The sequence below is a fragment of the Faecalicatena faecalis genome (assembly GCF_012524165.2).
Taxonomy (GTDB): domain Bacteria; phylum Bacillota; class Clostridia; order Lachnospirales; family Lachnospiraceae; genus Faecalicatena_A; species Faecalicatena_A faecalis.
In genome coordinates this window covers 16489-39961 of the sequence record NZ_JABACJ020000024.1, presented here as the reverse complement: position 1 = coordinate 39961, position 23473 = coordinate 16489, and the positions used below count along the sequence as shown (strand labels likewise).

The following is a 23473-nucleotide window of genomic DNA, read 5'->3' as shown; positions in this document are numbered from 1 at the left end:
GTCAGTTATCGTTTTCCGATCTCGGTATCTTCTCCGGTTACCACGCTATGCTCTTTAATATAAGTAACGACTTCATTGATTTCAGTAAATGCCAGGCCTACATATGTGTCTGCAGAGCCATAATAAATCGCGATTTTTCCGCTTTTGGCATCATGGATTGTTGCGCACGGGAAGGTTACATTCGGCACAAATCCACGTTCTTCATACCATTCCTCTGGTGTCAGCAGGAATGTTTCACAGCGGTATTTTACGACTGAAGGATTGTCAATGTCCAGGATTGCCCCTCCAATACTGTATACATAGCCACTGCAGGTTCCCGTCACACCATGATAGAACAAAAGCCAGCCTTCTGTAGTCTCAATTGGTGCGGCACCTCCGCCGATTTTTAGATTTTCCCACCACTTGCCACTTTTGCCCATAACATGACGGTGTTTCCCCCAGTATTCCATATCCGGGCTTTCTGAAAGGAAGATATCTCCAAATGGAGTATGTCCGCTGTCGCTTGGTCGGGACAGCATCATAAATTTCCCATTTATTTTTCTTGGAAACAGTACCGCATTTCTGTTAAATGGAAGGAAGGGATTCTCAATCCTTGTAAATGTCTTAAAATCCTGCGTCTTCGCCACGCCGATTGCCGCCCCGTAAAAATCCTGACACCAGATGATATAGTATGTATCTTCGACTTTTACAAGCCTTGGATCATATGCGTATCTGGGCATGAAATCATTTCCATCCTCATCCTTAAATGGAATTTTTTCTTTCTCATATTCCCAGTGGATGCCATCCTCACTTCTTCCTAAATATATATATGGAATCCCATTTGTCTGTTCACCACGGAATACACCGATAAATTTCCCTTCGTAAGGAATCACTGCGCTATTGAAGATACGTGCAACTCCCTCTGCCGGATTTCTTCCTATAATCGGATTTTCTTTATATCTCCATACCGGCAGCCGCCCTTTATCATCAGACGGCCTGTCCTGCCATGGTACATTCGGTACATTTGCACCGATTATTTTTACCTCACTCATAAAATATCCTCCAAAATAATGTTTTTCTAACCTTTTACAGCCCCCTGTGTAAGTCCGCTGTAAATTTGCTTCTGACAAAAGATAAAGATTAAAAGCGCCGGAATCATCGTGATGATTACGCCTGCACATATATAGTTGTACTGATTTCCCAAAGGACCTGTAAATTTAAACAACGAGGTGGCTACTGTTACCAGATTGTTCTTATCCTGCAAATATAAGTTCGCTGTATAGTATTCGTTATATACACCCACACCCTTTAAAATCATTACTGTAACGATCGCCGGCTTCAGGAGCGGGAATAGAATTCTGAAAAACACTCCAAAATATGTGCATCCATCCATAATTGCAGATTCATCCAGAGATGTGGAGATATTCTCAAAAAACTGGATAAAGATATAAATTGAAATAATATCTGTACCGCACATCATAATGATATAACCCGGCATAAAGTTGATCCATCCTAAACTATACATAATCTGATATACGGAAACCTGCATGGCGATTCCAGGAAGCAGTGATGCAAATAAGAACATATTCCTGATCAGAGCGTTTCCTTTAAATTTAAAGCGGCTCAATACATATGCAAGCATCGAGCCTGTCAGAATAGATCCTGTCAGTACACACACCAGGATGATTGCTGAGTTTCTAAATGCAATCCCCATGTTTGCCTGCTTCCATGCCTGCACAAAGTTCTCCAGATAGGTCCAGCTTTGCGGGAGTGTCATGACATTTGTAGACGCATACTCTTCCGGTGATTTAAACGCGGTAATTACACACACAACAACAGGAAGGACTGATATAAACGCACCCAGAATCAGTGTTGCATATTTAAAAACATTCCAGATAATTTTTTTTGCTCTGGCAGCCGTCATTATCATCTTCCTCCTTCCTGCTCTTTCTTTAAAAGCTTCTTTTGTTTTCTGATTGTCCGGATCGCTTCCTGATCACCCACACCAAAGTAATATCTTTCAATAAACTTTTGGATCGCAGTTACAATTATGATCATCACAAGCAGTATGATTGCCATTGCCGATGCAAGTCCGACCTTCTGGCTTTCGTGTGCAAGTTTATTCATAATTACAAAGTAAGTACCAGTGCCGAAATTTCCGCCGGTGATTACATATGGTGGCTCGAACACACTGAGTGAACCTGTAATGGAAAGGATCATGTTCAGTACAATTATTGTCTTGATGCTCGGCACTATGATATACCTGAATCTCTGCCACCCGTTTGCGCCATCTATGGAGGCTGCTTCATACAATGTAGAATCCACAGACATAATTGCACCGATAAAAAGCACCATATTCTGTCCCATATACCGCCAGATCGATGTTGCAGCTACAGAGATATTATTTATGCTCGTATCCTTGAGCCAGTAGGGCAGCTGTTCCAGATTAAACCCGCACCACTGCAGCACTGTATCCAGTACAAATCCTCTTGTATAGAAAAATTTAAAAATAAATCCGACCGCAATACCACATACCAGATATGGAAAGAACATAAAACCTTTGAATACTCCTCCGCCTTTTGTCTTTGCACTCAGGATTGTTGCAAAATAAAGCGCAAGTCCAAGCTGGAAAAATGATGCAACGATATAGTAAAGACTCAGTTTCAGCGCACTGAAACAATCCTTTCTTGTAAATACTTCTATATAATTCTGCATACCTACAAACTCTCTGTCGCCAATATACTTCATATCATAGAAACTGAACCCTATCATTTTCCCGAATGGTATATATGTAAATACAATTAGCAGCGTTAACGGTACCAGCATAAATGTAATGATAACCAGTCTCTGATTTACTTTTCCCGACTTAATCCACTCGATAAAGCTTTTTGATTTCCCGGAATTCATAAACTGCCCGCACTCTCCTTTCCTGATAAAGGTGCTGTAAAAAAAGCTTTTTATTCCAGCTTTTTTCACAGCCTCTTTGGTATTAATGCGTGATCCCATTTGCTTCCTGGGCTGTTGTCCATCGTTCATTCCACTCATTGACCAGGTCATCCATTGTCTTTGTGCCTCCGGTTGCTTCCTCAATAATCTCTGTCGGAATCGCACCTGACACATTGATTCCCAGTTCTGAATCATTATTTACATCATTAAACAGATTCGCATCTTCATCCGGAGCCGGATTGTTTACAACAAGTTCTATTCCGTCGAGGGCTGACAGTGCTTCCGGATATTCATCTCCGATCACTGCAGAAAGTCCGCCTTCGCTCTGTGCAAATCCAGACTTTTCCACCAGCCATTTGATATAGCACATTGCGGCAATCTGATTGTCCTTTGAGCTGTTGCAGTTGATACCATAATTGTAGTCTCCGCCTGCTGATGCATATTGTTTTCCTTCAACAGTAATCGGGAAAGTCATATAACCTATATCATCCGCATTCTCACCTGCCTGCTGAATCTGTGTGATTGACCATGAACCAAGAGCCATACATCCGATCTCGCCTTTATTCATCATTCCTTTGCTGCCTTCCCAGTCAGTCGTCGTTGGATCTTCCTCCGTCAGTCCCTGTTTTACGGCCTCATATAAAGTATCATATACTGCATAAGGTCCTGTTCCATCGCCTCTGTCTGAGAACGGGTTCTCTCCCTTTGTCAGCCCCTCATAAGCAAAATCCGGATCTCCTGTTGCTCCACCGTCAATATAAGCATCCCATGCTGTCATTGTCCAGCCTGCTGCAAAGTTCGTATAAAGAGGAATGGCATCTGTGTTATCCTTGATCTTCTGAAGTGCTCCCAGGAATTCTTCCGGTGTCTTTGGAACATCTTTGATTCCCGCCTTTTCAAATACCGCCTTGTTGTATACAACTCCCTGTACATTCGCCATAGAAGGAATACCATAGGACGTACCCTCATAGGAATATGCTTCCAGGAATTTGCCTTCATAGATATCTGAGAGAGCTTTTTTATCTCCTAATTTTGTAAAATAATTTCCAAGTTCATCCTTATCGACCGTTGTAGGAATCATGCAGATGTCTCCCCAGTCTCCTGTTGTCAGACGAGTTGTGATGTCATTTGCATAATCTGTAATTCCTTCATACTCGATATTGATATTCGGATATAGCTTCTGGAACTCTTCTATGTATTGTTTGAATGTTGTATCCACGACATCAGTCTTATGGGTCAGGAATTTCAGATCCGCTTTGAGGTCTGTATAATCTTCTCCCAGTTTAATCTGGTCAATCGTAACATCCATTACTTCTTTTTCCGGTTTTTCTTTCTTAGAATTCCCACAGGCTGCTAAAGATAACACCATGGCTGCTGAAAGAGTGACTGTGAATGCCTTTTTTAAAGTTGCCTTTTTCATAACGTTCTCCTTTTAATTAATTTATTAACTATTTTTAAGTTAATTTAACTATAATATACTTTTCTTTTATTTTCAATGCTTTTTCTTTGTTTTAACCTATTCACACGCATTTTCGGCATTTTAATCAAATTTTAGCTTTTATTTTTAGTAATTTTAACCATGAAATTAATTAATTTATTCTTCATATTAACTTTATTTAATTAATTTTGAAGTTTTTAATTAGGTTTACAGAAACAAAAAAGCTTCCTGTATTATAAAAAAAGGGGAGTAACATCACATTACTCCCTGACAGGAACTGTACTACTTCTTCCGTACCGTTTTCTTCAGAACCATCTTTCCCGTCACAATTTGAATTCCTTCTACATATTTCTTATGCTTTATTTTTTTGATCAGTGACTTCACGCATGTTTCCGCCATACGCTCCATATCCACTCCATATGTCGTAATCCGATCAGACTCCATCCCGGCGGGCAGGAAATTATCAAACCCGACAACGGATACATCCTCCGGGACATGGTATCCTGCCTCCTCCAGATTCTGGATCAGTATATGTGCAGTAAAATCAGAGTTGCATGCAAAGGCATCCAGTCCGGCAGGAGAATCCAAGATTTTTTCAAAACTTTTTCCATCCTCACTGCGATCCGGTATCTCCCAGGATTCCTCGAATTCGATTCCATTTTCCCTGAGAGCCCTTCTGTATCCCCAGAATCTGTCCGTGATACTGCTGGTGACATCCACACTTCCAACAAATCCGATCTTCCTGTGTCCCTGGCTGACCAGATAATTCGTAAGCATATACATTCCGTAATAGCCATCCGAAATCACGGTATCAAAAGTCGTCGCGCGGACATAAGTATCCAGAAAGAACACGGGAAGCTCCGTCTGACCGACCATCTTTGCTATGTACGCCTCATCCATCTGACCCAAAAGAATCAGCCCGTCAACTTTTTCGTCCTGCATCACTTTGGGAATATTACATCCTTTTTCATCTTCCTGGGTCAGCAATTCTAAAATACCGTAATATTTATTATTGTACAAAGCCCTCACAACTTTTTCATACATCTGCCCATAGAACGATGTTGTATAACCATAGTAATTTTCAGGAATCACCACCCCTATATTTCCAGTCTCTATACTTCCTGATTTTCCAGACGCAGTTGATACATATCCCAGTTCCTCAGCCACACTCTTAATCCTGGCCCGCATCTCATCACTTACTCCCGGTTTACCAGACAGTGCTTTCGAAACTGCAACATTGCTTACTCCTACTTTAGCTGCAATATCTGCAAGCGTCACACTCTTCGCCATGTTCTTCTCCTTTATTATACTTGTTAATTTAACCTCATTTGTTGTTAATTTTAATATAATCAAATTTACCAGTATTGTCAATGTTTAACCTTCTGAAATTAAACATAATCTTTCAGTCAGGCGAATATCCGGAATCCATTTCTCAGCTTCCCTGATGAGGTTACATTATCTGCACACATAAAGACGCTGCTGCAAAACGATAGTTTTCTACCATCATTTCGCAACAGCGCCGCATACCACACCCGGACTCTGTTAATCCTCCACAATAATCTCCATATTAATATACTTCTCAAGGTCTGCAAATGTATCTTCAAAGTGCCGTCCCTCTTCCACATGACGGACTTCCACTTCTACCTTCTTCCCGATCCGGTTCTCGATCAGATCCTCCAGCTCCTGCCTGTGGTCCTCTCTGCCGACCACCTCAGCCTCCATCGCTCCCGGCATAACAATCATCAGCCGGTTATCGCCTCCAAGGCTTAACCTGGCCTTCTTCAAAAATGTCCGAAGCAGCCCGGAAGCCTCATCTGCAATGGGTCTGAAGTTCTTCACAACTTCTTTGATATCATCCGGAACCGCTTTGGGAAGCTCCGGCTTCGGTCCTTTGCTGGCAGGTGAATCCGTGCCATCTCCCTGTACATATACGACCCGTTCCTGTACTGCCCCCGCAGGAACACCCTGTTCAAGCTTCTCCTCCACCGCACGGATACGGTCCAGCAGGCTGTCCTGATCGACCTCCATAGCCGGTGTACACAGCTTGATCAGCGCCACCTCCAGAAGCACTCTCTTCTGGGACGCATACTTTAACTGCCCTGAAAGCTCGGAAAAAATACGGATATAGCGAAGCAGCATATCGGTCTCGATCATCTCGGCCTCTTCCTTGAGCTGCTGCATATTTTCCGTCGATACATCCAGCACATCCTCTATATTATCAGATGTTTTCATCAGAAGCAAGTTCCTTAAATACCAGGTAAAATCAACGGAAAGCTGAGTCAGCTCTCTTCCGAGCATGACCAGTTCTTCCACTGTATCCAGTACCTTCGGCACATCCCGCCGGATGATATTGCGCAAAAGCTGGCTGAACACATCCGTATCCACCGCGCCAAGCACCTCAAGTACATTGTCATAGGTCAGCTTTTGTCCCAAATAGAAGGCAATACACTGGTCCAGAAGACTCAGCGCATCACGCATGGAACCGTCCGCCGCCTTTGCCACATAGCGGATCGCCTTATCCTCGACCTCCACCTGCTCCTCGATCATGAGCTCCTTCAATCTGTCTGAAATCGTCTCGATACTGATCCGCTTGAAATCATAATGCTGACAGCGGGACAATATCGTGATTGGAATCTTATGCACCTCCGTTGTCGCCAAAATAAAAATAACATATTCCGGCGGCTCCTCCAGAGTCTTCAAAAGTGCATTAAAGGCCCCTATGGAAAGCATATGCACCTCATCGATGATATAGACTTTGAACCGCCCCTCTGTCGGTCTGTAAGCCACTTCCTCCCGAATCTCACGGATATTATCCACACCATTATTCGATGCGGCATCAATCTCGATCACATTCATAGATGTGCCCGCCGCAATCGACCTGCACATCGCACATTCCCCACAGGGGCTTCCATCTACCGGATGCTCACAGTTCACGGCCTTGGCAAATATCTTCGCGACCGTAGTCTTTCCCGTTCCCCGGGTCCCACAGAACAGATAGGCGTGCCCAATGCGGTTTGCCTTAATCTGGTTCTGCAATGTTGTAATAATATGGTCCTGCCCTTTTACATCCGCAAATTCTGTAGGGCGGAACTTTCTATAAAGCGCCGTATACGACATGAATCACACCTCTGTTCTCCTAAAATCTATCAACACGGACATTCCCATCCGCCTCTCTGTCTGATAAAAATCAAAACGGATATCCATATCCCTCTCGCTGCTTACCAGATAAATCTAAAGTTCATCCCCAAAGCTGATTCCTGTCAGCTTTGCTTCTTTGATCAGACTGCACTTCGGGTCAACATATTTCAGTTTTCCGGCCACATCCTGCAGCGGCACCTTCACAGTCTCACCATTTCTCATCGCTATCATATAACCATAATCTTCATCTAAAATCAACTGGGCAGCTGCCGCACCAACTCTTGTAGAGAAGACTCTGTCATAAGGACATGGAGAGCCGCCTCTCTGAGTGTGTCCCGGCACTGTAATACGGACTTCCTTGTCCGTCTTCTTCTGGATCTGCTCTGCCAGTTCATATGCAATGGAAGGATATTTGCGTTTCTCAAGCTTTTCTTTGTATTCCTTCTTCTTGAGCTTCGCATCCTCTTTCGAAATAGCCCCTTCTGCTACTGCAAGGATTGTAAATGGTTTGCCTGCCTCAGTACGCTTATGAATGACATCAGCAATGACATTGATATCATATGGAATCTCAGGAAGCAGAATGATGTCTGCGCCGCCCGCTATTCCTGCATGAAGCGTCACATGCCCAACCTTATGTCCCATGACTTCTATAATAAATACACGGCTGTGTGAGGTCGCTGTTGTATGAATCCTGTCAATCGTATCTGTCGCGATATCTACCGCGCTCTGGAAACCAAAGGTCATATCTGTGCCCCAGAGGTCATTGTCGATTGTCTTCGGAAGCGTGATGATATTCAATCCCTCTTCCCGCAGCATATTCGCCGTTTTATGCGTACCATTGCCTCCCAGAATCACCAGACAATCCAGGCTCAGCTTATGGTATGTATGCTTCATAGCAGCAACCTTGTCAAGCCCATTCTCATCCGGCACCCGCATCAGCTTGAACGGCTGTCTGGAAGTACCCAAGATCGTGCCTCCTCTGGTCAGGATTCCTGAAAAATCTTTCGATGTCAGCATCTCGAAATTAGCATAGATCAGACCCTTATAACCATCTTTAAATCCATATATCTCTACGTCCTTGCGTTTCGAACAAATCCCCTTCACAACACCTCTCATGGCAGCATTCAAAGCCTGGCAGTCTCCGCCGCTTGTCAACATTCCGATCCTCAACATAGTACATCCTCCTTTTCAAAGTTCCCCACACATTCACAGGGAATATACCAACTGCGAAAAGCTCCACCGTAAGGTGAAGCTGTTTCTTACTTTTATAATTATACCCTATTTTATACACTGTAACAAGAAAATCTTCGTTCCCAGAATCGTCCAGGTCTGACATTAATGTATAAAGCATGAATTTTTATCCACATTTTTGCACAATTGTATTGTAATTCAAGTGAAAAACTTGTACAATATGTACAAGTAATATGAAAGAGAGGACTTATTATGAAACAGAACAACATGTTAGCAATGATTTTAGCTGGCGGCCGTGGTTCTCGTCTGCATGATCTGACGAACAAAGTGGCTAAGCCAGCCGTTTCATATGGCGGGAAATACCGCATTGTCGATTTTCCATTGAGCAACTGTGCCAACAGTGGAGTCGATGTAGTAGGAGTATTGACACAATATGAATCTATCTTACTGAACAGCTACGTAGCTGCTGGACGCCGCTGGGGCCTGGATGCCCAGAATAGTGGAGTTTATGTACTGCCTCCTCGTGAAAAAGCAGATTCTAATCTGGATGTTTACCGTGGAACCGCAGATGCCATTTCACAGAATATCGATTTTATTGATTCATTTTCACCGGAATATGTCCTCATACTGTCAGGCGACCACATTTATAAGATGAATTACGCAAAAATGCTTGCACATCATAAAGAATGTCAGGCAGATGCGACTATCGCCGTTATCGAAGTACCTATGAAGGAAGCCAGTCGTTTTGGTATCATGAATACAGACGAAGAAGGCAGAATCGTTGAATTTGAGGAGAAGCCGCCACAGCCGAAGAGCAACCTTGCATCTATGGGAATCTACATATTCAACTGGAAGCTGCTGCGTAAGATGCTGCTCGCAGATATGAAGGATGCCGATTCTAACCACGATTTTGGTAAGGATATCATTCCGACCCTTCTGAATGACCAGAAAAGACTCTATGCATACAAATACAAAGGATACTGGAAAGATGTAGGAACCATCGATTCTCTCTGGGAAGCCAACATGGATCTCCTGGATAAGAACAACGAGCTTGACTTAAATGACTCGACCTGGAAGATCTACACAGAAGACGGCTATACCCTGCCTCACTATGTAGGACCGAACGCAGATATTAAGAATGCATTCATCACACAGGGCTGTGTCTTAGATGGAGAAATCAAGAATTCCGTCTTGTTCACAGGCGCTAAGGTCGGTACAGGTGCCAAGATCATTGACAGTGTACTGATGCCTGGTGTAGAGGTAGGCGAAGGTGCTGTTGTAACGCGCGCACTCGTTGCCGACGGAATTAAGATCGATAAGAATACTGTCGTAGGAAGTGCTGACAGCGAGCATATCGAACTGGTTGCGAAACATGTAAAGGGGGCAGAATAATATGAATAACGCATTTGGAATTGTTAATCCTTCCGGGAATCACATTTGGGTAGAAGGGCTTCAGACTTATCGCAGTATCGGAGCATTTTCCTTCCTCGGCAGATATCGTGTCATCGATTTTCCGATTTCCAATATGAGCAACAGCGGCATCGACCAGATTCAGGTCTATTTGAGAAGAAAACCCCGTTCACTTGTAGAACATCTTGGAACAGGAAGACATTACAATATTAACTCAAAGCGCGGAAAACTGCGTGTACTTTTCTCTGAAAGCAGCTCGGAGAATGATATTTATAATACTGATATCGAAGCATACTGGGAGAACTTAGAGTGCATCGAGAGGATGCATTATCAATACGTCGTCATTGCTCCTAGTTATATGGTATATACCCAGAACTTCGACCAGTTACTGCAGACACATATTGATTCCGGTGCTGACATCACATTACTGTATCACTCTACGGATAATGCAAAAGAGACGTTCCTCAACTGTGACATGCTGAACCTGAATCGTCAAAAGGGTGTCTTATCAATCGAGAAGAACCGTGGAACCGCTAAGAACAGAAGCATTTTCATGGATACCTACGTGATGAAAAAGGATCTGCTGTTAGAGCTGATTCAAAAGGCAAGGAATATTTCCTCCATGTACACGCTGGCCCAGATCGTTAATAACCAGTGTGAAGACCTTGATGTCCGCGGAGTTCCGCATAGAGGATACTTTGCTTCCATCACAGACTTTAAGAGCTACTATGAGGCCAACATCTCCTTGATCGACTTAAAGAATTCCATGACATTGTTTGATTCTGAATGGCCGATCTATACACGTACCAATGACTCCTGTCCGACACAGTATTATAAGACTGCTGACGTGAAGACTTCTGTTGTATCGAATGGATGCTCCATTGAAGGAATCGTTGAAAATTCTGTCATCGGACGTGGATGTGTCATCCAGAAAGGCGCTGTAGTCAAGAACAGTGTACTTCTACCTGGTTCTAAGATTGGAAAAGATGTACTGATTGAAAACCAAGTCGTAGATAAAGGGGCAAAAGTGATTCATGCAAAAGAAGTGATTGCCGCTCCAGACAAGCCTGGATATATCAGGAGAAGAGATACATTATAGCAATAAAGTTTTTTGATATAGAGAACGAAAATGTCTTACCTTAGAAAAAAGTTTCTTATATCACAACAGGTGTGGAAATGATATGATTTCATTTCCACACCTGTTCTTCATTCTATCATTCTATTACAGTTCACTCATCTTATCCAGTATCAGATGATAGAACTCTTCATCTGTACCTGTCTTTTCCAAAGTTTCCAGTATCATCCCATCCTTAAGAAGTATAATCTTTTTACAGTATCCTGCCATCTTCGGGTCATGGGTAACCATCACGATCGTCTTGCCGTATTCCTCATTGATCCTTGTCAGTGCATCGATAACAATTTTTCCTGATTTAGAATCCAGATTTCCGGTCGGTTCATCCGCAAGAATCAGTTCGGGGTCATTGATCAACGCGCGGCAGATTGCACACCGCTGCTTTTCTCCTCCTGACAGTTCATATGGGTCTTTCCCCAGCAGATGGTCGATCTGGAACTGCTTCGCAAGCTGTTTCGCCTTCTCTGACATCACCTCTGACTTTTCCTTATTCAGAATCATCGGCAGCATAATATTCTCTTCTACTGACAAACTGTCCATCAGATAGAAATCCTGGAATATAAATCCGATCTGCGTTCTCCTGATATCCGCCAGCTCGTCGGGATGAAGCCCATTCGTATCCTTCCCCATGAACTTTAAGATCCCCCCTGTCTGCTTGTCAATCAGACCAAGCACCTTAAGAAGTGTCGTCTTACCGCATCCAGACTTTCCCATGATTCCTACAAATTCGCCCTCTTCCACGTTGAAGTTGAGCCCTTTTAACACCTTGATCTCATCCTTCACGCCACTCGGCGTCTGCTTCTCATAATTTCTGATCAGTTCCTCCACTTGTAATACATTTACTTCTCCCATTCTGCCTGCCTCCATATTAATTTCTTGATCCATAGATACCAGATGATCCAAATACCGATATAAATAAGATACACGACTGCTCCTGTCAGTAAAAAGCTTCTCAGAGCCGCTGCATCATATAGCCTTGCCTTCACACTAAGGCCTCCGAAAAGGATGCCTCCACAGGTTCCAATAATCAATGGAAGCACTGCGAATATCTTCATCTGCCCCGTCAGCACAGCCTTCCTCTCTTTTTCCCGAAGGCCAAGTTTCTTCAAGAATTGATTCTGCCATTTCAATTCCCCTGCCTCCGACTCAAACTTCACGTAATACTGGAAGAGTCCCATGATCGACAGCAGAACGACGATAAAGAGATACACCAGTTTTCGAAAGAAGATTTCTGCCCCCGTATCCACGATCATCTGCTGTTTGCCATAGAAGGGAAGGATTGCGCTGTCCCAGGCACTGTCAAAAGCATGTTTCTCGACCAGATAGTCCATATCTTTAAGCATGCCTGCATATTCCTTTTCTGGGACATCTATACACAAAAGCTGCGTCGGTCCTTCTGTCATATTAGCAGTGTGGGTGTATGTATAATGGTTCCAGTCATCTGCATCTGCTGCCTCTCTCTGGCTCCACTGTTTCCGGTTGTAGTCGGAAATCCGTTCATACTCTTTCTCAAAATAAACATCATTGAATACGACCAGATTATCTTCCATTCCTTCATGGAAAACTCCGGTAAGACTGTCCAGTTCTTCACTCTTGATCTTTCTTTCCGGGAATACTTTTTCATAATCAGCCGTGACATAGTTCATCATAGGCTGTCCTATCCTGAGCATCTTATGGATACGGTTGGTATCCCAGTCAATGGTATGTGCCTTGGCCGACAGATCTTGCTGATATACCACATGAATCTCATCCCCTGTCAGATTCAATTTCATCGGAGTCTTTCCCTGAGCCTCCTTTAATGCACGGTATGTAGATTCTGAGACCGCGATATGCTGTCCCTGGGGCCACTGGATCGGGCGGACGCCGCCCCACTGAATATTCGGCGCATCAGATCCATAGATCGATGTAATCCGCAGCATAGGATAGACTTGCACCTTTGCATCATGCTCCTTCGCAATCTCCCCCAGCTCCTGCATATCCGCATCGTAAGCCGTGCAGACAATATCATAAGGATACAGCCTGGCAATATTCTGATGCAGGAGTCCTCCCGTCAGCTGTATGGCAAATACAGCCAGGATAAACAGGTGAATCACGGACAGATAGAACAAATTCCAGGTACTTTTGTTATAGCGGTAATAAAGCGGCCGTTTGGCCAATAGGCTGCGGTAATACTTGTCCTTCCGGTGCTCAAGCCGGCTCAGATACATGCTGATTCCACCCACCAAGAGCAAATACAGCCCCAGTACAGTAAGAATATGGATAAACATTGTCTCCGCCCAGCTTCTGGACCAATAGATCCGAATGCTGATCAACCACAGGAGTGTGCCAAAAAACGCCAAAAGAAGGGCATGCTTTTTCCCTCGCTTCTCCTTCTGCACCTCGGCATTCATATTCATGGACCTTGCCAGGTTCAACACATTTTCCTGATTAAATCCAAGGGACAGAAGGACAATGACCAAATACCCCAAGATGCCCATTCCGATTGTCTTACCACTGATCACAGATGCCAGTTCCACCGCCACCCCGTTATTCGTAAGGCCGCTCTGCCAGATATCTCTCACAAGATATGCTGCTGCCCCGCCTATCACAGTCCCTGCAATTCCTGACAATATCACATTTGCCGCAAATACAATCCCGAACATCAGATAAACAGTCCTGCTTCGCATTCCCAGGATGACAAGCAGACGGTTCGATTTCTTCTGGTCTTTTATGTAGTGAGAAATGATCATGGTCATCATCAGGATACTGCACAGTCCCATCAAAAGACCTGTCTGCCGAAATATCCGGGCAAGTCCGAATCCCAAAGCAAAGTCTTCCTCACCATGCACCTGTGAGATCAGCCCATACATCGTAAGCATGATATACATAAATGCGGATATGAGGATACAGCCCGCACTCAAGATCATCTGCCCCTTTTTGCCGTAGACCGCATTCTTACGAATCATCTGGAAAAACTCCTCCGGGTATTTCCCCGGAAAATGCCGGACACGCTTGATTTCCTCTTTTTCTGCAAGCTCCCGGGCCTTCTGTTCTTCATATGCCTTATTAATCGCCTCACGCTCCTCAATCCAGCGTGCGCCCATATAATCAAAGATCAATACCATGATTCCGACAAATGCATAGGGCTGTAATGCAAACCCTGCTGACATAACATATAGGATAAGTCCTACTCCAGGCAGCACCTCAAAAAAGCCAATTTTCCTACCGCTCATGAGCCAGATCGAGCGGATAAAATATAAGGAATTTGCAAGCAGCCCGGCAAATGCAACCATCCAATGGAGACGAACACCCCAATTGCCATCTCTAAGCATCCCATCCCGAATCATGTAAAAAATATCCCATAAACTGCAGAATCCTGAATCTGTATTGATTTTACAAAATAACACTGAAAAAAATACAACTAATCCACATATGACCTGAAATCTTCTTGCCTTTCTCTCTGCATTCATAAATCCTCCCTCCCCGCTTTTCAGTTTAAACGGATTGTTTGTCTCATTCTAATTGTGGTAAGACTCACCCTTTCCATTTTGTTTTCCGTTCCAATCATTTTCTTTTATATTACTCCTATCTTATTCCCATTTTCCATTTTATACAATGCCTATTGCGTGAATGATGCTTTTTCCTGCTCCAATAAAATAGAAATCCCATAGTAAATTTTCCCCCTTTGTGCTAAAATAAAGAAGGTTTCGGCTTACCTGTCTCCATGAACTTTCATGCACAGGTCCTGCTGAAGTGTAATTGCTGATGAAAGGAGAACAAACAATGGCAGTCATCCGACCCTTTCAGGGCGTGCGGCCCGCAAAAGAGCTGGCTTCCTCTATCGCCGCATTGCCTTATGATGTATACGACCGAAAAGAGGCCAAAAAAGCAGTAGATTTCAATCCGCTTTCCTTTTTAAAGATCGACCGTGCGGAAACACAATTTGCCGCTGATATAGACATGTATTCCCAAACTGTTTATGACAGGGCCAAAGATACACTAGACGAAATGAGAGCAGATGGCTCTTTCATCCAGGATGATACGGATTGTTATTATATTTATGCGCTGACAATGGATGGACGGACACAGACCGGACTGGTGGGCTGTGCCTCGATCGATGATTATCTGGAGAACCGGATCAAAAAGCATGAGAATACACGAGAGGACAAAGAACTGGACCGGACCAGACATGTGGACACCTTAAGTGCACAGACCGGACCTATTTTCCTGGCTTACCATGCCCGGCCCGAATTGACACAGATCATAGATTCTGTGAAGTTGACTGCACCACTGTATGACTTCACAAGTGAAGATTCTGTACGCCATCAGGTCTGGAAGATCAGCCGTACAGATTATATACAGAGGATTCCCCTGCTGTTTCAGGAAATCGATGATATCTATATAGCGGACGGACACCATCGCGCCGCTTCTGCCGTAAAAGCAGGATTAAAACGCAGAGAACAGCATCCCGGATATACTGGAAATGAGGAATTCAACTATTTCCTCTCTGTCCTGTTTCCGGCCGAGGAACTTAAGATTTACGACTATAACCGTGTAGTCACTGATCTGAACGGGTATACCTTCGATGAATTTTTGAATCTTTTAAGAAGCGGATTTGAAGTAACAGAGTGTGGAAAGAGTGCATACCATCCTACCTGCAAAGGTGAGATTGGACTGTATGGAAATGGCTCCTGGTACTGCCTGAGGGCTAATCCATTTCTCTATTCCGATGACCCTGTCAACAGCCTTGACGTATCCATCCTGCAGAATGTCGTCCTTGGGCCTCTTCTTAATATCCGTGACCCCAAGACAGACAGTCGAATCCGTTTTATCGGAGGCATACGGGGAATTGCTGCACTTGAGGAAATCGTGGATGATGCAGGAGATGGTGCTGCATTTGCCATGTATCCAACTTCCATGGAGGAGCTGTTAAGAGTGGCCGATGCCGGACGGCTGATGCCGCCTAAGTCTACCTGGTTTGAACCCAAGCTGCGAAGCGGACTGTTGATCCATCTGTTTGAACAATAATAATGTAACGTTGATTATGATATAGCTGTGATGCAATACAGCGAAAAGGAGATGTTTTTATGGAAAGAAATGAACCATGCTGGTGTGGAAGTGGAAAAAAATATAAAAAATGCCATATGATGATTGAAGAAAAGATGGCGCTCCATGCAGCAAGAGGCGAGATAGTTCCGAGCCGCAAACTTTTAAAAACGCCTGCCCAGATCGAGAAAATCAAACAAAGTGCTGCGCTCAACACTGCTGTCCTGGACGCAGTGGCAGAGCAGATCCAAATTGGAATGAGCACGGAGGAGATTGATAAGATCGTATATGATGTCACTACTAAACACGGCGGCATCCCTGCACCGCTCAATTATCAGGGCTTTCCGAAAAGCGTGTGCACCTCACTCAATAACGAGATCTGTCATGGGATTCCGGACCCGAATATCATTCTGGAGGAAGGAGATATCATCAATGTAGACGTCTCCACTATTCTGGACGGATATTTTTCAGATGCCTCAAGGATGTTCAAGATGGGAAAGATTTCAGAACGCGCCGAGCGTCTGATCCGGGTCACAGAAGAGTGTGTGGAGCTGGGTCTTAAGGCTGCCAGACCATGGGGTCACTTAGGAGATATCGCAGACGCAATTAATACCCATGCAAAGGCCAATGGCTATTCTGTCGTAGAGGAGATTGGCGGACACGGGATTGGACTCGAATTCCACGAGGACCCGTTTGTCAGCTATGTCACCCCCAAGGGGAGTGAGATGCTCCTGGTGCCGGGCATGATGTTTACCATCGAACCGATGATCAACGAAGGAAGTCCTGATTTCTTCGTGGATGAGGAGAACGATTGGACCGTATACACAATTGATGACGGATTATCCGCACAGATAGAATACATGGTACTTGTTACTGAAGATGGGATTGAAATCTTGACCAAATAAAATGACCTGCGCTGCTTTTCCAGGCTGGGAACATATGATAAAATATGCTCCCGCCAGAAAAGTAACGCAGGTTTTTAAATTCTGTTTTTGATATTTACTGTTCTACGCGAACTTTCTGACCCTGAGATCCACACCTAACGATTCTGCCAGTTTCCTGCTCGCCTCAATGTCTTCTTGTGACAGAACATCTACTACCGTCATCTTCACCTGTGGGATTTTCCCCTTACATTTCACTGCAAAGTCCAGCATCCCCTCAAATGCATTTTCAAACTTCGGACGTGTCACATCCATATACTCCTCTTTTGTAGGTGCATTCAGACTGATCGATACACAATCCACTACCTCTGCAAGAATCGGAACAATATCCTTCCCATGGTAAAGATTCCCCAGACCATTCGTATTGACCCGAATTGTGACACCATACTTTTCCTTCGCATACTTTGCAGATGCGATCATATTGTCCAGGGCACAGGTAGGTTCTCCATAGCCGCAGTACACAAGCTCTGTATATCCGGTAAAATCAAAGTCATCCATGGCGGCAATAATCTCCTCCAGTGTCGGATCTACTTTATACCATAAGGTCTTGGCATCCCCGACTCCATCCTCATGGCTTCGAATGCAGAAACGGCATCTGCAGTCACAAAGATTCGTAATATTTGCGTAAACCTGGTTTTTATATGTATATAAGATATCTGCCATTTTATTTTCCTCTTTTCATTTTATAAGACGGGTATACCAAATCCGTCTTTTCACTTACCAAAAACAATCCACATCTTTGACCGTTACGATTTCTTTTATTCACACATATGAAGCATTCTCTGTGTTTTGCTTTTCAAATGTGCCTTATCCATTGCTGCTGCAAGCACGAGGAAAATAACCGCACTTCCCCCAGACTGTACTGCGCTTCCTGCAATGGATGCCAAAGGCGCGATAAAGGAGCCAAATAAAATACCCTCTGCCAGATAATATCCTGTGGCGGATATAACTGCTGCCACGAATGGTGCCGCAATATTCCTCGGAATCAATATCCTGCCCTCTTTACTTGTAAATGGCAGTGTAATCAGCATTTTTATGACAATCGTTGCCGGAGCCCACATCGGTGCCGTCAACAAATCCGCCATCCCTCCGCCTATTGCAGCGGCGGTCAGTGCGTATGGCCTCGGAAGAAAAACGGCCGCCATATAGATCAGCGCATCTCCAAAATGAATGTAACCGCCATTCGCTCCATATGGGATGTGACAGATGTAAGCTGTCATCACTGTAATCATCGCTGCAAATAAACCTGTCATTGTCAATTTTGATGTGTTATTCTTCATCCTTTTCGCCCTCCTTCTTGAATCCTTCCCTTGACGTTATCTTTCTACCTTAAAACAATCTGTAAATGCAGACTTTTTTACCGAAATCATATCTACTTTGTCAACATCCCCAGGAATTGTTCATAATTAACGCCATCATTACGTGGTATATTTTCCTTCACAGAATCCACAATTGCCCGCTCGATAAAATCTCCTGCCAATTGAATGCTATCCGTTATCTTATCTCCTCTGGCTATCCCTGCTGCAATAATAGAAGCGAACAAATCTCCCGTGCCCGAATAGCTTCCTCCCACATAAGGGAAAGCGGACAGGCTTGCCTGCTTTCCTGTAACGGCCAGATTTCCCATCTTCTGAATGCCGTCTTTTTCATCCAGAAAATGAATACCTGTTACCACAACCGCCTGCGGCCCTTTTTTAATCACGTTCCTTGCCATCTGTTCGATCACTGTCAAAAGATGCTTTTCGTCCGTCAGGCTCTGAATCATCCGATAATCCGTATCCGTCAGCAGACACAGCTCGGTCAGATTCGGCGTTACTGCGTCGGCCTTATATACCAGCTCCCTCATCAGGCTTAAAAGTCTGTCTGTGAACATAGCATACACTTTCCCATTATCTCCCATGACCGGGTCCACAAGCAAAAACGTTTTCTTCTTCCGAAAGGTCGCAAGGAAACAGAAAATATTTTCTATCTGCTGCTCACTCGCCACAAATCCTGTATAGATTCCATCAAAGGCCGCCCCCATCTTCTCCCATTCCTGTCTGAAATATTCCATTTTATCTGTATAGTCATCACAGAAATAACTTGGATATCCCGTCTGCGCACTTAAGACCGCCGTAGGCAGAGGACAAGGCTGTACCCCCATCGCCGCAATCACAGAGATTGCCGCTGTCAGAGAGCATCTGCCAAATCCTGATAAATCATTGATGACTGCTATTTTTTTCGTCATAGTATAACCCCATTTCTCTTTCACTTGCATGCAATGATATCATATAAGTGGTTCACTCTAAACGTCCAGTTATATACTATTTAACCAGGCCAGTTTTGGAAAGGAGGTCATTACTATTGCTTCTACATTGCTAAACACACAGGAAAATACTATAATAAAAGGAGAAATAAGAAACTATATGGATGTGAATGAAAAATCGAATACGCAGATGCCGGATTTAGGGCTCATAAATGTAGACCCTATACTGGCTCCTCTTCAGAGTTTGAATCTAATGGATGATTATCTGTTTGATGCAGCAACTGTTGACCTGGAAGCCTGCAAAATTATATTAGAGTTATCCTTAGGGATCACAATTAAGAAAATCTGTTGGAAGGAAGGGCAGAAAGTAATCCATAACCTGCCTGGGAAACGCGGAATCCGAATGGATTTTTATGTAGAAGATGGAGATGGACGAATCTTTGATGTGGAAATGCAGAAACGAAACGTAGGTAATATTCCCAAAAGAACGAGATTTTATCAGGCACTCTTAGATGCTCCTCTTTTGGAAAGCGGGGAAAAGGGCTTTGATAATCTGAACCCGACTTATATTGTAGTCATCTGTGGATTTGACATCTTTGGGCTGAAAAAGTATCGGTATACTTTTGAAAATTTGTGTCACGAAAGTCTGCCCTCCCCACTCCCTTTAGGCGATGGCTGTAAAAAGGTCATTCTTAATACAAAGGGACAAAATGACGACGAAGCGGACCAGTCTTTAATTGACTTTCTCCACTATGTGGAACACAGTACAGACGAGAATATTCCCGCAGGCTGTGATGAACGACTAAGGCATCTGCATGATAAGGTAAAACATATTAAATCAAGTACGCAGATAGGAGTTGATTATATGAAAATGGAAGAACGTGATCGATTACTTAAGGAAGAAGGAGAGGAGAAAGTCAGTCGATTAATCCAACTACTCATTCAGCAATCCCGTACCGCCGAAATTGATAAGGCTGTTAGTGACAAAGCCTATCGTCAGCAGTTATTTAAAGAATTCCACTTATAAATCCAGGACCTCTTGGTCAAAACGGACAATCAAAATCCGCTTTGCTGCTTTTTTGATAAGGTTAAAAACAAGGGATGAGCCCTCCCCCGCAGCCTTCTAAAACGTCCGCTGCCCGGATGGCCCATCCCTTTCTTTATCTCCTAATACCTACCCGATAATCTAATCTCCAATATATCCAGCCTTTTTGAGTTCTTCCTGCGCTTTCGCCAGGTTCGCCTCAGATACACGGATAATCGGTCCTGTACATCCCATACCGCTTTCCGCATATACACCGATCTTCCAGAGAGCTTGAACTCCATCTTCCAGGTCCATAATCTCAATTCCTGGAATCTGTGCTGTTACAATCTCCTTCGGTGGTGCTGTTACGACTTCCTGGGCTGCTGCCGGTTTGTCATTCGCTTTTCTTGCTGCAAGGATATCTGCAAGTCCAGCTTTATTTGCTGCTTCAAATTCTTTTGCAGCTACTTCGAAGATTTTTCCTCTTACAAGCTGTGCTGCATAACGAATCGCACCTGCAATCAATGGTGCCCCAGATGCACGTGAGATAATCATGACAAGCTGATCATATCCTTCTCCGATTCCCGGTCCATATCCATATCCAGAAGCCTCATAACTTCCGCCCGTTGTGAAGGAGGACAGCATCTTGATCAGAATATTTCCGGATAAGGAATCACATACCATAATGTCCGGTGTTCCCTGGAGTACGTCATTTCCTCTCATGACACATCCACCGTCTGCTCTTGCTGACTCTGCAAATGTGATGTCATAACCATTGTCTCTTAACTGCTTCAAAGCAATCTCTGTCTGGCGTGCGCCGTCTACATTCAGGATACCAACTGTCGGGTTTGCTTTTCCACATGCTTTTGCGGCGATGATTCCGTAAATCGCATTCTTGATCATACCCTCAATACGGTCTGCACTGGATGTACCTGTGGTCGTCGCCACATACATCTCACGGCCTTTTCCTGGTGTTACTGCACGTCCTACAGTGGAAACTCCGATTGGGAATGGATAGTGCATAGTTACTGCTCCGTCCACTGCCTTCTGTTTCAGGAGATCTTCCATTTTCTTGTGGGCTGCTTCCTCGTCCTCAACCTTCACGGTAATCACCTGTCCGGTGGAACTTGGATCTTCTTCTGCCTCTAAAGTACCAATATAATATACATCGATTCCATCTTTTGCGGCTGCAACTGCTGCTTCCATCGCATTTGCTTCGCCATGCTCGCTGCCCATGCCTGTCAGTGCGATCTTCGGTTTCTTACCGAATGATCCTGTCTCCAGACCCTGCGCCATCTCCAGGAAGGTATCAGCGATCATTTTCTGAATATTGTCTGCCATTATCACTGCCTCCCTTACTCTGCTAATAAAGAAGCTGCAAATTCCTTCATAGCTTTTGCGATCATTGTCTTTACTTCATCCTCAGAAACGCCTGCCTTTGCTTCTTCCTCAGCAGCTGTGTTGCTATGCATTACGAAGGATACACCATCAAATAAGTTTGTCATTCTTCCAAGGAACAGACTTCCTTTTCCGATGATCATTGCATTATTGATCTTACCTTCTTTAATGTCCTCACATGCAAATCCGATGTATGGTACACCTGATGGGATATGTCCCTGTGTCGGAGCCCATCCGGTCAGTCCGTGAGAAGTTGTAAAGTCTGCAAGACCCTTTCTGTCCAGTTCGCCGCGTTTTACTGCCAGCGCACCGATCATCTTGTAGTTAGCAAGCGGAACATCTCCTGCTCCTGCCGGTTTTGTGATATCCGGGTTCTGCAGCTCAGGTGCAAACTTATCGATATCTGTGATCTTCATTCCAGCTCTGTCAAGCGGCTCAGCTACAAGACTTCCAATAACAGCCTGTGGTGCGGAACCTGTTCCTACACTGTGGCGTCCTAACAGATTCAGGTCGATCTCAGGGCTGACTCCATCATTCTCAGAAACAACAACTGCGAATCCACCAAGGCAGTCCTCTAAGATCGGGAGACCTTTTTTGATATGATCTTTTCCGTTCATACCTAACTTTGCAGTACATCCTCCGGCTGTTACGACTACTGTCTTATAAGCGCCGGATTTTACAAGTGCCGCAGCCTCGATCATTGCATGTACAGGTGCTGCGCAGAATCCTCTTGCGTCAGAACCGGATGCACTTACAAGACCTGCTACTTCTGCTGCTGCCTTTGCGAAGTTGCCGCCGCCTCTCTGGTTCATATCACCACATGCCTCTTCTGCACAGTCGATGACATACTCTACCTCTGCTTTATCGATCCCTGCGTTACGTACTGCATAAAGAAGTGCAAGAACGCTGGATGCTTTACTCATCAGGTTCTCATGCATTACATGAGCAGACAGGTTCACATCAATATCATGAGCCGGCTTTACACATCCGACCAGCTTGTTCTGGAAATATAATCCCTCTGCATGGTCATTGTTCACATAGCCTTCAATCTCGGACAGTTCAACACCTTCTGGAATCTTCTCCACGATATCTTCTGAGATGATCGGGTTCTTTGCAAATGCATCTTTGTACTCTGCAACAAAGCCCTTTTCCAGTTTTACGACTTCGAACATATCACTTGCCTGTACCAGGAATAAGAACTCTTCTTCTGGCATGATCTCGCCGTACTTTCCGTAGCGGTCTGCATCTTCTTTCTTCTTATCAAACCATGGGAACTCTACTCCTGCCAGCTCATCAGGATGTGCGTTTCCGATATAGGTCTGATTCGGCCAATAGGAAACTGCATCTTCATAAGAACGAAGATGATTCGGTACCTCTTTTAAGTACTCTGATTCAGGATTTACGATTTTCTCTGTTGTCTGTGTTGTACCATTATATAAAACCATATCAGGAGTATGTACTAATACATAACTTGCCCCTTTAATTACACTGTTCATTGGTTTTCCGCCTTTCTTAAGCTTATAAATTTCAATTGTGATATACTTAATCAAATGGATGTCTCATTTATGTACAAGAAAATCCCCATACATAAAAAGGGCAGGTCTTT

At 44.1% G+C, this 23473-nt stretch carries 19 protein-coding genes; 5 read left to right on the top strand and 14 right to left on the bottom strand.

All coding sequences use genetic code 11. The features are described 5' to 3' along the window. Nucleotides 1–5: 5 nt before the first annotated feature. The 7 genes from HGO97_RS19050 to HGO97_RS19020 form a co-directional block, all read right to left on the bottom strand. The gene (locus HGO97_RS19050) at nucleotides 6–1031 is read right to left on the bottom strand and encodes a glycoside hydrolase family 130 protein (RefSeq protein ID WP_216244467.1); all 1026 of its coding nucleotides are present in this window, start codon (nucleotides 1029–1031) and stop codon (nucleotides 6–8) included. Between the two features lie 26 nt (nucleotides 1032–1057). After that, nucleotides 1058–1903, bottom strand: a complete 846-nt coding sequence (locus HGO97_RS19045) for a carbohydrate ABC transporter permease (RefSeq protein ID WP_216244466.1) — start codon at nucleotides 1901–1903, stop codon at nucleotides 1058–1060. 2 nt (nucleotides 1904–1905) lie between these two features. Further along, a complete protein-coding gene (locus HGO97_RS19040) occupies nucleotides 1906–2886 on the bottom strand; it encodes a carbohydrate ABC transporter permease (RefSeq protein ID WP_216244495.1) in 981 nt (326 codons plus the stop codon). Nucleotides 2887–2968: 82 nt separating this feature from the next. Next, nucleotides 2969–4345 carry an ABC transporter substrate-binding protein gene (locus tag HGO97_RS19035; protein WP_168866471.1) on the bottom strand — a complete coding sequence of 459 codons (1377 nt, stop codon included), beginning with the start codon at nucleotides 4343–4345 and terminating at the stop codon, nucleotides 2969–2971. Between the two features lie 300 nt (nucleotides 4346–4645). Then, on the bottom strand, nucleotides 4646–5653 hold the full coding sequence (locus HGO97_RS19030) for a LacI family DNA-binding transcriptional regulator (RefSeq protein WP_168866472.1): 1008 nt from the start codon (nucleotides 5651–5653) through the stop codon (nucleotides 4646–4648). Between the two features lie 252 nt (nucleotides 5654–5905). Then, the gene (gene dnaX, locus HGO97_RS19025; protein ID WP_216244465.1) at nucleotides 5906–7480 is read right to left on the bottom strand and encodes a DNA polymerase III subunit gamma/tau; all 1575 of its coding nucleotides are present in this window, start codon (nucleotides 7478–7480) and stop codon (nucleotides 5906–5908) included. Between the two features lie 114 nt (nucleotides 7481–7594). After that, entirely contained in the window at nucleotides 7595–8674 is a 1080-nt protein-coding gene (locus HGO97_RS19020) for a 6-phosphofructokinase (RefSeq protein WP_216244464.1), read from the bottom strand. 270 nt (nucleotides 8675–8944) lie between these two features. Here HGO97_RS19020 and HGO97_RS19015 point away from each other — a divergent pair, with 270 nt between their 5' ends. Further along, nucleotides 8945–10084 (top strand): glucose-1-phosphate adenylyltransferase, encoded by a 1140-nt coding sequence (locus tag HGO97_RS19015; protein WP_168866584.1) that lies wholly within the window; start codon nucleotides 8945–8947, stop codon nucleotides 10082–10084. Between the two features lies 1 nt (nucleotide 10085). Beyond that, entirely contained in the window at nucleotides 10086–11201 is a 1116-nt protein-coding gene (glgD, locus tag HGO97_RS19010; RefSeq protein ID WP_168866583.1) for a glucose-1-phosphate adenylyltransferase subunit GlgD, read from the top strand. 123 nt (nucleotides 11202–11324) lie between these two features. On the opposite strand, the gene HGO97_RS19005 is transcribed toward glgD, so the two are convergent. Beyond that, nucleotides 11325–12086: an ABC transporter ATP-binding protein gene (locus tag HGO97_RS19005; protein WP_216244463.1), complete on the bottom strand. Its 762-nt coding sequence runs from the start codon at nucleotides 12084–12086 to the stop codon at nucleotides 11325–11327. Further along, nucleotides 12074–14683: an ABC transporter permease gene (locus tag HGO97_RS19000; protein WP_216244462.1), complete on the bottom strand. Its 2610-nt coding sequence runs from the start codon at nucleotides 14681–14683 to the stop codon at nucleotides 12074–12076. The genes HGO97_RS19005 and HGO97_RS19000 overlap by 13 nt, the downstream gene beginning before the upstream one ends. 313 nt (nucleotides 14684–14996) lie before the next feature. On the opposite strand from HGO97_RS19000, the gene HGO97_RS18995 reads away from it, so the two are divergent. Together HGO97_RS18995 and HGO97_RS18990 are read left to right on the top strand one after the other, a co-directional pair. Next, nucleotides 14997–16241 (top strand): DUF1015 domain-containing protein, encoded by a 1245-nt coding sequence (locus tag HGO97_RS18995; protein WP_216244461.1) that lies wholly within the window; start codon nucleotides 14997–14999, stop codon nucleotides 16239–16241. A 59-nt stretch (nucleotides 16242–16300) separates the two neighbouring features. Continuing rightward, nucleotides 16301–17164 carry a methionyl aminopeptidase gene (locus tag HGO97_RS18990; protein ID WP_216244460.1) on the top strand — a complete coding sequence of 288 codons (864 nt, stop codon included), beginning with the start codon at nucleotides 16301–16303 and terminating at the stop codon, nucleotides 17162–17164. Between the two features lie 102 nt (nucleotides 17165–17266). Here HGO97_RS18990 and HGO97_RS18985 read toward each other — a convergent pair whose 3' ends face one another. The 3 genes from HGO97_RS18985 to HGO97_RS18975 all read right to left on the bottom strand — a co-directional run bounded on the left by HGO97_RS18985 (nucleotide 17267) and on the right by HGO97_RS18975 (nucleotide 19427). Continuing rightward, complete coding sequence (locus tag HGO97_RS18985; protein WP_216244459.1) at nucleotides 17267–17863, bottom strand: TIGR04100 family radical SAM protein; 597 nt, start codon at nucleotides 17861–17863, stop codon at nucleotides 17267–17269. 95 nt (nucleotides 17864–17958) lie between these two features. Continuing rightward, nucleotides 17959–18480, bottom strand: coding sequence for a TIGR04002 family protein (locus HGO97_RS18980; protein WP_216244458.1), 522 nt, complete (start codon nucleotides 18478–18480; stop codon nucleotides 17959–17961). Between the two features lie 92 nt (nucleotides 18481–18572). Then, the gene (locus tag HGO97_RS18975; RefSeq protein ID WP_216244457.1) at nucleotides 18573–19427 is read right to left on the bottom strand and encodes a pyridoxamine kinase; all 855 of its coding nucleotides are present in this window, start codon (nucleotides 19425–19427) and stop codon (nucleotides 18573–18575) included. A gap of 178 nt (nucleotides 19428–19605) precedes the next feature. Here HGO97_RS18975 and HGO97_RS18970 point away from each other — a divergent pair, with 178 nt between their 5' ends. Beyond that, nucleotides 19606–20472, top strand: coding sequence for an Rpn family recombination-promoting nuclease/putative transposase (locus HGO97_RS18970; protein ID WP_216244456.1), 867 nt, complete (start codon nucleotides 19606–19608; stop codon nucleotides 20470–20472). 159 nt (nucleotides 20473–20631) lie between these two features. On the opposite strand, the gene grdD is transcribed toward HGO97_RS18970, so the two are convergent. Next, a complete protein-coding gene (gene grdD, locus HGO97_RS18965) occupies nucleotides 20632–21810 on the bottom strand; it encodes a glycine/sarcosine/betaine reductase complex component C subunit alpha (protein WP_216244455.1) in 1179 nt (392 codons plus the stop codon). Between the two features lie 14 nt (nucleotides 21811–21824). Next, complete coding sequence (gene grdC, locus HGO97_RS18960; RefSeq protein WP_216244454.1) at nucleotides 21825–23363, bottom strand: glycine/sarcosine/betaine reductase complex component C subunit beta; 1539 nt, start codon at nucleotides 23361–23363, stop codon at nucleotides 21825–21827. Between the last annotated feature and the right edge of the window lie 110 nt (nucleotides 23364–23473).